This is a genomic window from Sedimentibacter sp. B4 (genome assembly GCF_000309315.1).
Classification (GTDB): domain Bacteria; phylum Bacillota; class Clostridia; order Tissierellales; family Sedimentibacteraceae; genus Sedimentibacter; species Sedimentibacter saalensis.
The window spans coordinates 50,311-66,619 of the sequence record NZ_CANG01000902.1; the positions used below are offsets into that span (position 1 = coordinate 50,311).

Here is a 16,309-nt window from a genome sequence, read left to right on the forward strand (position 1 = left end):
ATTACTCCATAAAGCCCTCGGACAGCATTGCATAGGTTTCAACTGCCGAGCGCAGCCTGTAATCAAGAGCAGAGTAGCGCTTATCGATTTTGTTGTTGTTGACCATGTCGCGCATATACTTTTCAATTCCCACAAGAACAACAAGTTTTTTTGCCCTCGTTATGGCAGTGTAAAACAGGTTTCTTGTAAGAAGCATGGGTGGTCCCCACACAATTGGCATTATTACAACGGGAAATTCACTTCCCTGGCTTTTGTGGACAGTGGTGGCATATGCAAGTATTAGTTCATCAAGCTGGCTGAAAGGATATGCAACTTCTTTTTCTTCTTCGAACTGCACAAACAGCTGCTGTTCTGTTTCATCTATGAAAATTACATATCCTATGTCTCCGTTGTAAATTCCTTCTCCTGTTATGGTGGTACCATCCTTGTGGGTTATTTTCCATTCAGCCTGATAGTTATTTTTTATCTGCATGACCTTGTCGCCTACCCGGAATGTGTACTTGCCGTACAATTTTTCTTTTTTTATTTTTGAAGGAGGATTAACAGCAGCCTGAAGCTTCTTGTTGAGTTCAATCACACCTGCATCTCCTTTTTTCATGGGGGAAAGAATCTGTATGTCCTTTAAGGGGTTGAAGCCATACTTCAATGGAAGGCGGTTTTCATATAGATCCACTACCAAGTCCGTCAGGTCGTCGCTGCGGCCTTCCCGCATGAAGAAAAAGTCACAGTCCTTCTTGTTGTACAAAGGCATGGCCCCTTTGTTTATGAGGTGGGCATTTTGTACAATCATGCTTCCTGCCGACTGCCTGAATATTGTGTCAAGTCGTATGGTTTTAATGGTGCTTGAATTAATAATGTCTGAAAGCACATTTCCTGCTCCAACTGATGGAAGCTGATCCACGTCTCCAACCAGAATGAGCCTTGTTCCTCGTTTTATGGCTCTTAATAAGTTGTTCATGAGCAGTATGTCAACCATGGATACCTCATCAACTATCACTGCATCGCATTCCAGAGGTGATTCTTCATTTTTGTTGAACGAAAGGTTGCTGTCATCTTCGCCATAAGCATACTCAAGCATGCGGTGAATTGTACGTGCTTCTCTTCCTGAGGATTCTGTAATCCTTTTGGCTGCTCTGCCTGTTGGGGCGCAAAGAAACACCTTTTTTCCCATTTTTTCAAAAATCCTTAGTATAGAAAGTATTATAGTTGTTTTTCCTGTTCCCGGACCTCCTGTAATTACAGTGACGCCGTTTAAAATTGACTGCAGTACTGCTTCTTTTTGCATATCCGTAAGAACTATTGAAGATTCTTCCTGTGTTGCATCAAGAAAAGGCAGTATGTCTTCCTCAGACATGCCAAAATCCGTGCGCGCAAGGTTGATAAGGTCCCTGCATACATTTACTTCTGCTGTGTGGTAAGGAACATAATAAACAACCTGCTCGTCGTAAATTTTTTCAATATGAATGCCGCCGTTAAAAGCCATGTTCCTTATTTCATCCTCTATGCCTTCACCGTTTGTTTCAAGAAGCGCTAGTGTGCTGTTTAAAAGAATTTCGTATGGTACATATGTATTTCCTCTTGAGGCGAAATCTTTGAGCACATACTTGACTCCTGAGGATATTCTGTAAGGAGAAGTTTTTTCAACACCCAGAGAAGCTGCAATTTTATCTGCAAGTTTAAATCCAATGCCGTAAATGTCTTCAGTTAATCTGTATGGATTTTCAGCAATCTTATTTATTGTATTTTTGCCGTATTCCTTGTAAATTTTTACGCTGTAGCTTGTGCTTATGTCATGGCTCTGAAGGAATATCATGATTTCCTTGATGTCTGATTGTTCTGCAAAGCTTTTTGCAATCATTTCGGCCTTTTTTTCGCCTATACCTTCAACTTCAGTGAGCCTTTCAGGATTTTTTTGAATTATGCTGAATGTGTCTTCCTTGAAGACCTCCACTATTTTTTTTGCTGTATATTTTCCTATTCCTTTAATGAGTCCTGAGGAAAGGTAGTTTTCAATTTGGACGAGACTTGATGGAAGGACGGTGTTGTACATGTCCACCTGAAACTGCTCGCCATACTTGGGATGCTTCACCTTTTTGCCGTAAACTTCTATGGTTTCACTTGTGACATCGGCAGTAAAAACCCCGGTCACTGTAATAATGTCATTGTCAGCCTCCATTAACGCAACAGTATAGCCGTTTTCACTATTGCGGAAAATTGTTTCAATGATTGTACCCTTCAGTGTTTCCATCAATTGCTCCTTTAAGTTTAACCTTACAAAATTATATCACAAACTAATGATATAAAAAACAAAATTAATGTCAATCCTATAAAATGATGGATTCAACAAATTTCTCTTTAAAAGGCAGTAAAACTGTGGTAAACTAAATTTCAGCATAAGATTAAAATATTATAAAATTTAGGAAAAGTAAACATTTGTGTGCAATAATATATTAAAGTATAAATATATTTGCAGGAAAGGAATTGTTATGTCTAAAGAAAATTTTGTTAAGGGCGCTGCAATACTTAGTGTTGCAGGGCTGTTGGTAAAAATTTTGGGAGCTGTATACAGAATTCCCCTCACTAATTTAATAGGAACAGAAGGAATAGGCTATTACCAGCCTGCCTACAACATTTATAACCTGCTGCTGGTTGTGTCTTTGTCAGGTTTTCCAACAGCAATAGCAAAAATGGTTTCAGAAAAAAGAGCTCTTCAGAATTATGAAGGAGCGTACCAGGTATACAAGGTATCAAGATGGGGACTCTTTTTAATAGGACTTGTTTCATCGGTAGTTGTTCTTGTGTTTGCAAGAAGTCTTGTAACATTCCTGGGATTTCCTGGTTCATATTATTCAATGATAGCTCTGGTTCCTGCATTGTTTGCCGTTCCTCTTTTATCGGCTTACAGGGGATTTTTCCAGGGATCACAAAACATGATGCCAATAGCTCTGTCACAAATAATAGAACAGGTTTTCAGAGTTTCTGTAGGTCTGTACCTTGCTTACAGCCTTGTGGGCAGAGGACTGGAAGAAGCCGCCGCCGGAGCAACATTTGGTGCGTCTGCAGGCGGACTGGCAGCACTGGTATTGATTTATGTCATGTTTTTCCTGAGCAGGAAAAGCATCAAGGAAGAAATCAAATTATCATCTAACAATAAACAAGAACCTGTGTGGAATGTGGTAAAGGGTCTTTTGTACATAGCAGTTCCAATTACCATAGGTGCATCCATTGCTCCTCTCATGGGAATGATAGATTCATACATAGTATCAAACAGACTTGGTGCAATCGGGTACACAAGCTTAGAAATTGTTGACATGTACGGCGAACTGAGCGGGACAGCACAGACGCTCATCAACTTTCCGCAGGTTTTCTCAACTGCAGTTGCAATGAGCCTTGTGCCAGTTATAACAGAAACATTCACAAGAAAACAGTATGAGAAACTGAATGACACTGCAAATGCAGGCGTTAAAATATCCATGATCATAGGGCTTCCTTGCGGCATTGGCCTTTTCATGCTTGCAGAGCCAATAATAGCACTGTTGTATCCATCAATAGGACCTGCAAAGCATGCAAGCTCAGGTGCTCTTCTTGAAATAATGGCAATAAGCGTAATATTCCTCACATTGGTTCAGTCGTTTACAGCAATTTTGCAGTCTGTGAACAAACAGTTCCATCCTGTGAAGAACCTGGCTGTGGGATTGGTTGTAAAAGTTGTTTTTTCTTACATACTAATAGGAATGCCGTCAATTAACATAAGAGGAGCTGCCATAAGCACAACCATATCATACCTGGTTGTAGCACTCTTAAACTGGTGGGACATAAACAGAAGCACAAAAATAAAGATAAGTTTAATAAAAGTTTCAGCAAGGCCTCTTCTTTCAGCAGCAGCTATGGCAGCAGCAGTTAGCATATCTTTCAGAATTTTAAGGTCAGTTTTAGGAAGCCAGAATCTAGCTACGTTAGGATCAATAGGAGCAGCAGTAGTTGTCTATGTTGTGTTCTTATTCCTTACAGGAGCAATAACAAAAGAAGATTTGGAGTTAATACCAAAAGGGGAAAAACTAAGGAGATTTGTGAGGAAATAAAATGAATACAGTTCAAATAATAGGATTGGGAGCAGGGACAGTTGAAGATCTCACTGTTAAGGCATACAATGCGCTTAGGGAAAATATTCCCACTTTTGCCCGAACAGACAGACACCCCATTGTTGGAGAGCTAAGAAAAGAAATCAATATAAAGAGTTTTGATGACTATTTTGAAAAATATGAATCCTTTGATGCGGTTTATGAAAAAATAACACATACCGTTGCAGAACTTGCGAAAGAGCACGGCATGATAAACTACTGCACTGCAGGTAGCCCATATTATGGCGATATAGTGACAAAAAAATTAATTGATGAATATAAAGACGAAATAAATATAATAATAATTGATGGAATGAGTTTTCTTGACAAATGCATTAAGTTATCCGGCCATACGGACTATAAGAGCATAGCTGTTCTGGATTGTCTGGAAGCAGACGAGTTCTCTTTTGACATAAATTCCTTTAACATTGTGACTCAGGTATATGACGAGGATATTGCTTCAGGGCTTAAATTGAAACTTATGGAATTGTATCCTGACACTTCTGAGGTGCTCATAATCGACGTTTTGGAAGAAAATGTTAAAAAAATACCACTATTTTTGCTGGATCAAGAAAAAAAATACGGATTTTCAACATATATTTGCATTCTGCCTATTGAAATTTCAAAAAATACAGTGTATAATGTAAATAATCTGTTAAGGATTGTCAAAGTCTTAAGAGGACCTGACGGATGCCCGTGGGATAAGAAACAGACACATAATTCCATCAGGCAGCACGTTATAGAAGAAGCATATGAAGTTGTTGATGCAATTGACAACGATGACATTGATAACCTTGTGGAGGAACTCGGTGATTTGCTTTTCCAAGTGGTTTTCCACGCGGAACTTGGCAGCGAGGAAGGATATTTTAACATAAACGATGTCCTTACAAATGTTTGCAAAAAAATGTATTCAAGACATCCGCACGTTTTCGGAGATGTAAAAGCCAACAACGCTGATGAGGCGCTTGAAAGCTGGGAGTCTTCTAAGCAGAAAGAAAAAAATCTTAATACTTATACCGACAATCTAAAGAATGTACCAAAGGCATTGTCACCTTTGAGCAGGAGCTACAAAATACAAAAGCGTGCTGCAGAAGTTGGCTTTGACTGGCCTGATGTAGAAGGAGCCATTCTTAAGATTAAGGAAGAACTTTTGGAATTTACTGAAGAATACGACAACAATGACGCGGACAAAATGGAAGCAGAATTTGGGGATTTGTTGTTTGCATTGGTCAATATGGCAAGATTTTTGAAAATTAATCCTGACGTTGCATTGAACAGGACAATTAACAAATTTATCGACAGATTTGAATATATTGAGAATAATTCAACCAAAGACTTAAAGCATATGACTCTGACAGAAATGGATGAGCTGTGGGAAAAATCAAAGTTCCAATAGGAATTTAGATAAAAAAAACAAACTACATTTTTATTAAGGAGGGTTTTTTATGAATAAAGCTGATTTAATTGCTAGCGTTGCAGAAAAAACTGGATTTACTAAGAAAGATGCAGAAAAAGCATTAAATGGTTTCATGGAAACAATAAAAGACGAACTAGTAGCAGGCGGCAAAGTTCAATTAGTAGGGTTTGGAACTTTTGAAGTTAGAGACAGAAAAGAAAGACAAGGAAGAAATCCTAGAAATCCTGGCGAAACAATAGATATACCAGCATCAAAAGCTCCAGTATTCAAAGCAGGAAAATCTTTGAAAGAAGCTGTAAACTAATTAAGACCATTTAAATATTTACACATATCTAAAAGCCGTTTATACGGCTTTTTAATATGGTAGGAAAGTGAACTTTCCTACCATATTAAAAACGAGGATTGCAAAGGACGGGACGTCCTTGCCGTCAAGGGGGGTGCTCCGTAAAAACGCGTATGCGTTTTTACGCCGAAGGGGGACATAGGTCCCCCTAGCGGAGTTGCGGAGCAACTTTTTAATATGTTGACAAACATAGAAATAAAAAAGTATAATAAATTTACAAATATTTCTAACAGGAGGCAACATGTGGGAAATTCTTGAGGATACTATTGTAGATTCTTTGAAAATATTACCCTTTTTATTTGCAGCATATTTGGCAATCGAATATATAGAACACAAATCTTCGGAAAAGCTCGTAAAAGGACTTAGAAAGTTCGGGGTTTTTGGCGGAGCATTGCTGGGAACGGTGCCTCAGTGCGGGTTTTCAGTAGCAGCATCAAACTTATTTGCAGGAAAGATCATTACAACAGGAACATTAATAGCAGTATTTATTTCAACTTCTGACGAAGCAATACCTGTTATGTTGGCCAATCCCAATAACGCAGGAATACTTTTGAAACTAATATCTGTAAAAATTTTTGTTGCTTTGGCAGCAGGACTGTTTGCAGATTTCATTTTAGATAGATTCTCCAAAGGAAGCAAAAAACAAAAATAATGAAACATCAGAGGCCCTCCACCACATGTGTTCACATGAGCACTGCGGATGTGAAAAACAGGGCATTTTAATACCGGCAGCAAAGCATACATTCAACATATTCATATTCATGACTTTGACAACTTTGGTGTTGAACATTATTATTGCATTAATTGGAGAAGAAAATCTATCCAAGTTTCTTTTAACCAACAGCATGTTACAGCCAGCACTGGCAGCATTAATAGGTTTTATACCCAATTGTGCAGCTTCAGTTATACTTACACAGCTCTTCGTTGAGGGCAGCCTGAGCTTCGGCTCAGTAATAGCAGGGCTGTCAACAGGAGCAGGAATAGGGCTTGTTGTTTTGTTCAGAGTCAATGAAAATATGAAGGAAAATTTCAAAATTCTTCTGTACATATACGTTTCAAGCGTAATTGCAGGGGTACTGATACAATTGTTCATGTAGCAAAAACGGAAGATATCCATATATCTCCGTTTTTTATTATGAATACAACAAGTTACCTGGTCTTGTCATTCTGAACGTCAGTGAAGAATCTCATCTTTGTTGCAAACATGAGATTCTTCGAGCGAGCTCTCAGAATGACAATGAATTAATATATAGTTTTCAGTGGTTTTGTCTTATTTATTTTGCTTTTGAAGTTCCCAGATATGCTTCTTTGACTCTCTCGTCCTGGAGCAAGTCAAGACCTTTTCCTTCCATTGTTATGTTTCCTGTTTCAAGTACATAACCATAATCAGCAACCTTTAGAGCCTTGTTGGCATTTTGCTCTATGAGAAGTATAGTGGTACCAAGTTTGTTGATTTCTTTTATGATGTCAAATATTCCGTTAACTATAAGTGGTGCCAGCCCCAGTGAAGGTTCATCCATCATTATGAGCTTAGGCTTTGCCATCAATGCTCTTCCTACAGCCAACATCTGTTGTTCTCCTCCTGAAAGTGTTCCTGCAAGCTGCCATGACCTTTCTTTCAGCCTTGGAAACAAATCATAAACTTTAAGGATTTGTTCTTCGATTCCGTCTTTTTGAAGATAAGCACCGATTTTTAGGTTTTCAAGAACAGTTAGGTTTGCAAAAACCCTTCTTCCTTCAGGAACAAGTGTGATTCCTTTTGCAACTATGTCTATTGTGTCCATGCCCAGTATGTTTTCACCCTGGAATGTTATTTCTCCGCTTTTTGCTTTAACAAGTCCGGCTATTGCTCTTAGTGTGGTGCTCTTTCCAGCTCCGTTTGCGCCTATGAGAGTAACAATAGATTTTTCAGGAACATGGATGTTAATGCCTTTTACTGCGGATATTCCGCCGTAATTTACCTGCAGATCATTAATTTTCAGCATCTTCTTCCACCCCCAGATATGCTTCTATTACTCTTGGATTGTTCTTGACTTCATCTGCAGTGCCTTCTGCTATAAGCTGTCCGAAGTCAAGCACATATATTTTGTCTGATATTTCCATTACAAGGTCCATATGATGTTCGATCATGAAAATCGTGAGTTCAAACTCATCCCTTATAGTGTGGATGAAGTTACTGAGTGCCATTGTTTCATGAGGGTTCATGCCTGCAGCTGGTTCATCCAGCAATAGAAGCTTTGCATCTGTTGCAAGAGCCCTGGCTATTTCAAGCTTTCTTTGCTCTCCATAAGGTAGAGAATGAGCAATTTCATTTTTAAGGTGCAAAAGACCCAGCTTGTTCAACAGCATTTCAGATTTTTCTCTCATGTGTTTTTCTTCGGCCTTTGACCATGGCAAGCGCAATGTACTGGAAATAAAATTGCTTTTTACATGAAGATGGTTTGCAATCAGTATGTTGTCAAGAACCGTCAGATTTTTGAAAAGACGGATGTTCTGGAATGTTCTTGCAATGCCCTTCATTGCTATTTTGTCCGGTGTGAGGCCGGTAATTTTTTCATCGTTTAAATACACATTGCCTTTAGTTGGCGTGTAGACGCCTGTTATAACATTGAATGCAGTTGTCTTTCCTGCGCCGTTAGGACCTATGAGTGCCTGAATGTGGCCTTTTTCAACTTCTATGTTGAGGTTGTTTACTGCAACAACACCACCAAACTGCATTACAACGCTGTCAACTTTTAAAACGCTCATTATGCAGCACCTCCTTTACGGTTCTTCTTGAGAGATTTTTTTCCTTTGAAGAAGTCACCGACCATCTTCCAGGAAAGTTCTTTCTGGCCCATTAAACCGTTTCTGAAGAACAGAACCAATATCATCAATAATATAGAAAATATAACCATTCTGAAGCCTGCTCTGAATATGGGTACTTCATATCCGAACAATACGAGGCTGTCATCGAAGAAACGAAGAACTTCAAGTCCAACGGTTACTACAAATGATGCAATTACAGTCCCTGATATACTTCCCATTCCTCCAAGCACTATAATGAGTAGGAAGTTGTATGTCATTGTGAAATAAAATTGTTTAGGGTCAACGGTTCCAAGCAGTGATGCAAGGAGGCCTCCCCCTATTCCTGCAAAGAATGCTCCAATTGCAAATGATAATACTTTGTGTTTGAAAAGGTTGATTCCCATGGCTTCAGCAGCAATGTCATCTTCCCTAATTGCCTTAAATGCTCTTCCATAGCTTGAATTAATCAATAGAACAATTAATATTACAGATATTATCATTGCTCCGAAGAATACCCACATGGTAGGCATTTGAGGTATACTCTTGATGCCAAGGGCACCGTTTGTTATTGTCTTTGTGTTTGTAAACACAATACGGATGATTTCAGAAAATCCCAGTGTTGCAATTGCCAGGTAGTCGCTTTTCAAACGAAGAACAGGCATTCCTATGAGTATGGCAACCAGTGCTGCCAACAGTCCTCCAAGGATAAGAGCTACAAAAAACGGAAGTTCTATATTTGCTACCAAGGGACTCTGAGGAACAATGTAAAATATGGCCTTACGTGCTTCCACAGGCACTGTGAATACTGCAACCGTGTAAGCGCCTATGGCCATGAAACCTGCCTGTCCCAATGAGAACAATCCGGTAAAGCCGTTTACAAGGTTCATTGAAACGCTCACTATGGCATAAATAGCTGCAAGATTCAAAACACGCCTTACATAGTTGTCTCCGATAATATCCAAGTCCAATAGGACGATAATAGTTGCAAAAATTAATATGAGCACAGCATTTTTCAATAAATTGTTTTCTTTTTTCTCTATTTTAATCATACCTTATCAGTCACCTTCTCTCCAAGAAGTCCAGTTGGCTTAACTATCAATACTATTATTAATATTATGAATGCAATTGCATCTCTGTAACCAGTCAAAGACGGTAAAAATGAAACAAGCATTATTTCAGACATTCCCAAAATAAATCCGCCCAGTACAGCTCCCGTAGTATTGCCAATACCGCCTAAAACAGCAGCTATGAAGCACTTAAGTCCAGGCATAACACCCATGAGTGGGATTACTGAAGGGTATTTAGAACCCCATAGTATTGCTCCTACAGCCGCAAGGGCTGAACCTATTACAAATGTTGTTGAAATTACTCTGTTGATGTTAATTCCCATGAGTCTTGCAGTTTCAAAATCCTTGGAAACTGCTCTCATGGCCATTCCTATTTTTGTTTTGTTTGTTATGAAAAGCACAACAAACAGCAAAATGATTGTAACAACGGGAGTTACCAATGTTGCCACAGACAAGGATACATTGCCGAAGCTTATTGCTCGGGTCAAAATATCTATGTCCGGGAATCCTTTCGGAACCCCTGTAAACAAATAAGTGGCCAGATTCTCCAATAAAAAAGATACGCCTATGGCAGAAATCATTATGGACATACGTGGGGCATCCCTGAGAGATTTGTAAGCTGCCTTTTCAATGAGGACACCCAGTGCAACTGCAGCCACTATTACTATTGCAGCAGAAACATACCAGGGAAGTCCGAATGTGACCATTCCGAAAACCATAAAGTATGCTGACATCATGAATATATCGCCGTGAGCAAAATTTATGAGCCTTAAAATTCCATAAACCATTGTATAACCAATGGCTAACAGGGCATAAAGACTACCTATTGATATACCATTGGCTAGCTGTTGCATAAATATTTCAAAAGTCATATTTATTCCTCCAATTACTAGTTGAATAATTGCAAAAGGGCGAACGATAGGTTCGCCCTTACAAGATCAATAAAAATTATTTTACTTCAACTGTGTCAATGTATACAAACTGACCGTCTTTAACAGTCTTGATAACAGCTATATTTTTATCTGCATCGCCTTCTTCTGTGAAGTTGATAACACCTGTAACGCCTTCAAAATCTTTTGTTGCTGCTATAGCATCACGAATAGCAACACCATCAGTTGATCCTGCGCGTTCAATGGCATCTCTTACTAAAAGGTAAGCATCATAGCCCAATGCTGCAACAGCAGGGATTATAGGTTCTTTGCCTGCAAGTTCAGCTTTGTAGCCTGTAACAAATGTTTTAGCTTCTTCAGTAGCTGGGTCGTTTTCATCAAAGAATGTAGACAAAACAATGCCTTCAGCATCATCACCGGCAACATCTATAACTGCAGGGTTTTCCCAAGTGTCGCCGCCCATAATAGGGCATTCAATTCCAAGCGCTCTTGCTTGTTTAATAATAAGAGGAGCTGTTGTTGCAGAACTTGGAGCAAATATAACATCAGGGTTTTTAGCTTTAATGTTTGTAAGTATTGCATTGAAGTCTGTGTCGTTAACCTGGAATTCAGAAACGTCAACTATGCTCTTTTCATCTCCTGTCAATTCCTTGAAAGCATCAATAAAGAAGTTTCCAAGACCTACTGAGTAGTCATCCCCGTTTTGCATGATTACAGCTGCAGTCTTAGCTCCCTGTTGCAATGCATAGTTAGCCATTACTCTTCCCTGGAATGGATCAAGGAAGCATGCGCGGAAATAAAATTCATTTCCCTGAGTAACCATAGGATTTGTACAAGAAGCACCCATAGCTGGAATCTTTGCATTCTTTATGATGTCTCCTGCTGCAATTGAAACACCTGAACCATATGAACCTATTATTGCTACTACATTATCTTTTTCAATTAGTCTGGTTACAGCAGTTGTTGCTTCACCCTTGTCGCTCTTGTTGTCAACTATTACTAATTCAATTTTCTTTCCTAAAACTTCTGGATACATTTTGTTTGCATACTTGATGCCGTCCAGTTCCTGAAGTCCACCGCCGCCGTTTTCACCTGTAAGAGGTTCGAACACACCGATTTTTATAACGTCAGAACTGCCAGCAGCATCACCGGAAGTTTCTTCTTTTTTAGTACATCCTGTGAACAGTGAAATTACCATAATCAGGCACAAAAATAAAGATAATAATCTTTTCATAACTCTTCTCCTCGCTATTTATTAAATTTCTATGATTATAACACCGGTGTCGCCTTTTTGCAAGCAAATTTTCCGCATTACAGACACAACTTTCTTTGAATTACGTACAATGCACACATATTGTACATGCTATTTAAACTTGTGAAATGTAATTTTTAAGCTGTTGCAAACTCTGAGGGTTTACGTTTTCCAGAAATACCTGTAAAAAGAGGACATACCTTGTATATTATATGCCGGCATGTCCTCTGTATGTCATACTTATTTAAATTTTGATGTTAAACCTAAAACTCTCTTCCTTAATTCTTCTTCAGTCTGTTTTTTGGAGAGTGAGCAATCGATAATATCTGCAAGCTCAGCCATTTCAGTCTCTTTCATTCCCTTTGTTGTAACTGCTGGGGTTCCTATTCTCAATCCGCTTGTTACAAACGGGCTTTGAGGATCAAATGGAATTGTGTTTTTATTTGTTGTTATATGAACTTCATCAAGCATCTTTTCTGCTTCCTTGCCAGTGAGGCCTTTGTTCTGCAGATCAAGAAGCATAAGGTGGTTGTCTGTTCCGCCGGACACGATTCTGAATCCTTTGTTCATCAATTCAGTGGACAATGCCTTGGCATTGTTGACAATCTGCTGCTGGTATACATTGAAGTCTTGTTCCATTGCTTCCTTGAAGCAAACAGCCTTGGCTGCAATAACATGCATCAGTGGGCCGCCTTGTATTCCAGGGAAAATTGCCTTGTCAATCTTCTGGGCAAATTCACTCTTGCACAAAATCATGCCGCCTCTTGGGCCTCTCAGTGTCTTGTGAGTAGTAGTTGTTACAAAATCCGCATATTCAACTGGATTTGGATGAAGACCTGCAGCAACAAGTCCTGCAATGTGAGCCATGTCAACCATGAAGTATGCTCCCACTTCATCAGCAATTTCTCTGAATGCCTTGAAGTCTATGAATCTTGAGTATGCGCTGGCACCTGCAACTATCATTTTAGGCTGTTCACGTTTTGCAATTTCTCTGACCTGATCGTAGTCTATGGTTTCAGTTTCTTTGTTGACACCGTAAAAAACAACGTTGAAGTATGAGCCTGACATGTTTACAGGGCTGCCGTGTGTAAGATGTCCTCCGTGTGACAAATCCATTCCCAGGATTTTATCTCCAGGTTTTAAAACTGAAAAATAAACTCCGAAGTTTGCATTGGATCCTGAATGAGGCTGTACGTTGGCATGATCTGCACCGAATATTTTCTTTGCTCTGTCTCTTGCCAGATTTTCAACCTTATCTACAAATTCGCATCCTCCGTAATATCTTTTTCCGGGATATCCTTCAGCATACTTGTTTGTAAGATGGCTTCCCATTGCCTGCAGCACTGCTTCTGAAACAAAGTTCTCTGAAGCAATAAGCTCAATGTTTATGTTTTGTCTTTCTTTTTCTTCCATCATTGCATTGTAAAGATCAATGTCGTATTTTTCAACTAAATCAAAATTCATGAATTCCTCCTAAATGTATATTCTTGGGAGTCTTTTTCCCAGGTTTGTCAAAACTTCATATGAAATGGTACCTCTCATGTTTGCCACATCTTCAGCTGTCATTGCACCGTCAGTTCCATCTCCGTACACAATTGCTACATCGTCTATCTCCGGATTTTCAACTTCTGATAAGTCAACCATGAACTGATCCATGCATACCTTGCCCAGGATTCTGCACTTAACTCCTTTGATTACAACATAGCCCTTGTTAGACAATAGTCTTGAGTATCCATCTGCATATCCTAATGGAATAGTTCCAACAACTGTTGGTTTTTCAGTTTTGAACAGATGTCCGTAGCCTATTCCTTCACCTGCTTCCAATGTTTTTACATTGGCAACTCTTGCTTTTAATGTTGCACAAATTTCGAATTTGTATTCTTCCTTGCTTACTTCATCAGAAGGATAAAATCCGTAAAGTATTATGCCCGGTCGCACCATGTCGAAGTAATACTCAGGCATCTCAATGATTGTTGCGCTGTTTGCAATGTGTTTTACAGGTATTTCAATGTTTCTTTCTTCTAGCATCTTAATGAAATCAATGAATCTTCCTGCCTGCATGTGTGCAGTAGTTTTGTCTTTTTCATCGGCCTTAGCCTGATGTGAAAAAGCTCCTATTATTTTTATATTTTTAAGTTTTGAAATTTCAGCAACTTTGTCGGCATTTTCTTCAGTTGGGAGGAAACCAAGCCTGTTCATTCCTGTTTCTACCTTAATGTGAATTTTTGCTGTCTTGTTCAATTTTTCAGCTGTCTTGTTCAATTTAACAGCATGTTCGTAATTGTAAATTGTAAGAGTGATGTCTTCGTTTATAGCATCTTCGTAGAATTCCTCATTTGTATATCCAAGAACCAAAATATCTTTACCCTTAATTTCCTGGCGAAGTTCAAAAGCTTCTCCTATTACAGCAACAGCAAACATGTCTGCGCCGTTTTCAAGATACATTTTTGACATTTCAATTGCACCCAAACCGTAGCAGTCAGCTTTAACAACAGCGCATACTTTTACGTTGGGACCAACAGCTCTTCTCACTTCCAGAAAGTTATGAATAGCTTTTTCTCTGTTAATTTCGACCCAGGCAGGCCTTAATTTTACGTTCATTTATATTGATTCCTCCTAATAAATTACTTATTAGCTAATTATATCAAAACGTGGTGATTAAATCAATGAATAGTAAAAAAATTGTATTTAAAAACCACATATTTATGAAAAATATGTTTACAACAGCGTCAAATTTTATTATTATATGGGAAGTAATTGAAAAAGGAGATAGTATGAGCGTATTAGACGTAAGAAATGTAACCCATGGCTTCGGAGCCCGCGCAATATTGGAAAATGTGTCATTCAGACTTCTAAAAGGCGAGCATGTTGCTCTCATTGGAGCTAACGGCGAAGGTAAGTCTACATTTTTAAATATTATAACTGGAAAACTCATGCCTGATGAAGGAACTGTTGAATGGTCAAAAAGAGTGACAGTTGGCTACCTTGACCAGCACTCAGCCCTGAAGGCAGGTACAACAATCAGACAAAATTTAAGGCTCGCATTTGATGACTTGTTCAAAATGGAACAGGAGCTATTATCATTGTATGAAAACATGGCAACAGCCGATGATGATGAAGTGAACAAGATGATGGAAGATGCAGCGGATATACAGACTATTCTTGACAGCAGCGGATTTTACATTATAGATTCAAAAATTGAAGAAGTAGCCAACGGTTTAGGACTTGGGGACATAGGCCTTGACAAGTTTGTTGATGAACTTAGCGGAGGACAGAGAACCAAGGTTCTGTTGACAAAGCTATTGCTTCAAAACCCAACAATACTTTTGCTGGATGAGCCTACAAACTACCTGGATGAAAACCACATACAGTGGCTTACAAATTACCTGCAGAATTATGAAAATGCATTTATCCTTATATCACACGACATTCCTTTCATAAACAATGTGTGCAACATAATTTACCACGTTGAGAACTGTGCCCTAACAAGGTATGTTGGAAACTATGAGGAATTTACAAGAATTTATGAATTGAACAAAGCCAAGGAAGAAAGAGAATATGAAAAGCAGCAAAAGGAAATAGGAAAGCTGGAAGATTTCATAGCCAGAAACAAAGCACGTGTTGCTACAAGAGGAATGGCAAACAGCCGTATGAAGCAGCTTGAAAAAATGGATATACTGGAGCGTCCGAGAGACAAGCCGAAACCATCATTCAAGTTCAAGGAAACAAAAGCTCCAAGCCGTTTCCTCATAGATGCCAAAGATCTTGTAATAGGTTATGACCATCCTCTTACAAAACCTCTTAACTTCCAGGTTGAAAGAAACAAAAAAATAGCCCTGGTAGGGGTAAACGGCCTTGGAAAATCTACACTGCTTAAGACTATGCTGGGAATAATACCTCCCATCAGCGGTTCCGTTACATTCGGGGAGAATGTTGCTTATGGTTACTTTGAGCAGGAAGATTCAAGAAACAACACAAAGACTGCTCTTGATGAGGTGTGGGGAGAATATCCTTCGCTTACAAATCATGAGGTAAGGCTTGAGCTGGCCAGATGCGGACTAACTACAGAAAATATTACAAGCATGATGAAGGTTTTGTCCGGCGGAGAAAATGCCAAGGTAAGGCTGTGCAAAATACTTCTGAAGGAACTTAACTTTTTAATTCTGGATGAGCCTACAAACCATCTTGACCCTGAAGCTAAGGATGAGCTGGAAAAGGCACTGAGGGAATTCAAGGGAACAATTCTACTTGTAAGCCATGAGCCTTATTTCTATGAAAGCTTTGTGACAGATGTATGGAACATCGAAGACTTTACAACAAAAATCGTATAAGCAATTAAGAATTAAGAGTTAAGAATTAAGAATTAAATGAAAACATCCGTTGAAAAATCAACGGATGTTTTTTGTTTGATGAAAAAGTAACTTTCAACGTT

General features: G+C 38.9%; 12 protein-coding genes and 1 pseudogene. 5 read left to right on the forward strand and 8 right to left on the reverse strand.

Going from position 1 to position 16,309, the window contains the following annotated elements:
• Nucleotide 1: 1 nt before the first annotated feature.
• Nucleotides 2–2,248 (reverse strand): ATP-dependent RecD-like DNA helicase, encoded by a 2,247-nt coding sequence (locus tag BN358_RS13835; protein WP_019229235.1) that lies wholly within the window; start codon nucleotides 2,246–2,248, stop codon nucleotides 2–4.
• A 238-nt stretch (nucleotides 2,249–2,486) separates the two neighbouring features.
• On the opposite strand from BN358_RS13835, the gene BN358_RS13840 reads away from it, so the two are divergent.
• From BN358_RS13840 to BN358_RS24615, 4 genes and pseudogenes are all read left to right on the forward strand, one after another.
• Nucleotides 2,487–4,082, forward strand: coding sequence for a polysaccharide biosynthesis protein (locus BN358_RS13840; RefSeq protein ID WP_019229236.1), 1,596 nt, complete (start codon nucleotides 2,487–2,489; stop codon nucleotides 4,080–4,082).
• A gap of 1 nt (nucleotide 4,083) precedes the next feature.
• Nucleotides 4,084–5,517: a nucleoside triphosphate pyrophosphohydrolase gene (gene mazG, locus BN358_RS13845; RefSeq protein WP_019229237.1), complete on the forward strand. Its 1,434-nt coding sequence runs from the start codon at nucleotides 4,084–4,086 to the stop codon at nucleotides 5,515–5,517.
• 49 nt (nucleotides 5,518–5,566) lie between these two features.
• A complete protein-coding gene (locus BN358_RS13850) occupies nucleotides 5,567–5,842 on the forward strand; it encodes an HU family DNA-binding protein (protein WP_019229238.1) in 276 nt (91 codons plus the stop codon).
• A gap of 280 nt (nucleotides 5,843–6,122) precedes the next feature.
• Nucleotides 6,123–6,978 (forward strand): annotated as a pseudogene (locus BN358_RS24615) (putative manganese transporter).
• Nucleotides 6,979–7,155: 177 nt separating this feature from the next.
• Here the strand turns inward: BN358_RS24615 and BN358_RS13860 are convergent.
• The 7 genes from BN358_RS13860 to alr form a co-directional block, all read right to left on the reverse strand.
• Nucleotides 7,156–7,866 carry an ABC transporter ATP-binding protein gene (locus tag BN358_RS13860; RefSeq protein ID WP_019229241.1) on the reverse strand — a complete coding sequence of 237 codons (711 nt, stop codon included), beginning with the start codon at nucleotides 7,864–7,866 and terminating at the stop codon, nucleotides 7,156–7,158.
• Nucleotides 7,853–8,629, reverse strand: coding sequence for an ABC transporter ATP-binding protein (locus BN358_RS13865; RefSeq protein ID WP_019229242.1), 777 nt, complete (start codon nucleotides 8,627–8,629; stop codon nucleotides 7,853–7,855). The genes BN358_RS13860 and BN358_RS13865 overlap by 14 nt, the downstream gene beginning before the upstream one ends.
• Nucleotides 8,629–9,717, reverse strand: a complete 1,089-nt coding sequence (locus BN358_RS13870; protein ID WP_019229243.1) for a branched-chain amino acid ABC transporter permease — start codon at nucleotides 9,715–9,717, stop codon at nucleotides 8,629–8,631. The genes BN358_RS13865 and BN358_RS13870 overlap by 1 nt, the downstream gene beginning before the upstream one ends.
• Nucleotides 9,714–10,607, reverse strand: a complete 894-nt coding sequence (locus tag BN358_RS13875; RefSeq protein ID WP_019229244.1) for a branched-chain amino acid ABC transporter permease — start codon at nucleotides 10,605–10,607, stop codon at nucleotides 9,714–9,716. Before BN358_RS13875 ends, BN358_RS13870 begins: the two co-directional genes overlap by 4 nt.
• Before the next feature lie 76 nt (nucleotides 10,608–10,683).
• A complete protein-coding gene (locus BN358_RS13880) occupies nucleotides 10,684–11,859 on the reverse strand; it encodes an ABC transporter substrate-binding protein (protein WP_019229245.1) in 1,176 nt (391 codons plus the stop codon).
• A gap of 258 nt (nucleotides 11,860–12,117) precedes the next feature.
• Nucleotides 12,118–13,341 (reverse strand): serine hydroxymethyltransferase, encoded by a 1,224-nt coding sequence (glyA, locus tag BN358_RS13885; protein ID WP_019229246.1) that lies wholly within the window; start codon nucleotides 13,339–13,341, stop codon nucleotides 12,118–12,120.
• A 9-nt stretch (nucleotides 13,342–13,350) separates the two neighbouring features.
• Nucleotides 13,351–14,478: an alanine racemase gene (gene alr / locus BN358_RS13890; protein WP_019229247.1), complete on the reverse strand. Its 1,128-nt coding sequence runs from the start codon at nucleotides 14,476–14,478 to the stop codon at nucleotides 13,351–13,353.
• Nucleotides 14,479–14,651: 173 nt separating this feature from the next.
• On the opposite strand from alr, the gene BN358_RS13895 reads away from it, so the two are divergent.
• Nucleotides 14,652–16,208, forward strand: a complete 1,557-nt coding sequence (locus tag BN358_RS13895) for an ABC-F family ATP-binding cassette domain-containing protein (RefSeq protein ID WP_040583731.1) — start codon at nucleotides 14,652–14,654, stop codon at nucleotides 16,206–16,208.
• Nucleotides 16,209–16,309: the final 101 nt, after the last annotated feature.

What these genes read in the sequence shown, in the direction of transcription:
- BN358_RS13835 (WP_019229235.1), bottom strand. Translation starts at nt 2,248, where the DNA reads ATGGAAACACTGAAGGGTACAATCATTGAAACAATTTTCCGCAATAGT.
- BN358_RS13840 (WP_019229236.1), top strand. Translation starts at nt 2,487, where the DNA reads ATGTCTAAAGAAAATTTTGTTAAGGGCGCTGCAATACTTAGTGTTGCA.
- mazG (WP_019229237.1), top strand. Translation starts at nt 4,084, where the DNA reads ATGAATACAGTTCAAATAATAGGATTGGGAGCAGGGACAGTTGAAGAT.
- BN358_RS13850 (WP_019229238.1), top strand. Translation starts at nt 5,567, where the DNA reads ATGAATAAAGCTGATTTAATTGCTAGCGTTGCAGAAAAAACTGGATTT.
- BN358_RS13860 (WP_019229241.1), bottom strand. Translation starts at nt 7,866, where the DNA reads ATGCTGAAAATTAATGATCTGCAGGTAAATTACGGCGGAATATCCGCA.
- BN358_RS13865 (WP_019229242.1), bottom strand. Translation starts at nt 8,629, where the DNA reads ATGAGCGTTTTAAAAGTTGACAGCGTTGTAATGCAGTTTGGTGGTGTT.
- BN358_RS13870 (WP_019229243.1), bottom strand. Translation starts at nt 9,717, where the DNA reads ATGATTAAAATAGAGAAAAAAGAAAACAATTTATTGAAAAATGCTGTG.
- BN358_RS13875 (WP_019229244.1), bottom strand. Translation starts at nt 10,607, where the DNA reads ATGACTTTTGAAATATTTATGCAACAGCTAGCCAATGGTATATCAATA.
- BN358_RS13880 (WP_019229245.1), bottom strand. Translation starts at nt 11,859, where the DNA reads ATGAAAAGATTATTATCTTTATTTTTGTGCCTGATTATGGTAATTTCA.
- glyA (WP_019229246.1), bottom strand. Translation starts at nt 13,341, where the DNA reads ATGAATTTTGATTTAGTTGAAAAATACGACATTGATCTTTACAATGCA.
- alr (WP_019229247.1), bottom strand. Translation starts at nt 14,478, where the DNA reads ATGAACGTAAAATTAAGGCCTGCCTGGGTCGAAATTAACAGAGAAAAA.
- BN358_RS13895 (WP_040583731.1), top strand. Translation starts at nt 14,652, where the DNA reads ATGAGCGTATTAGACGTAAGAAATGTAACCCATGGCTTCGGAGCCCGC.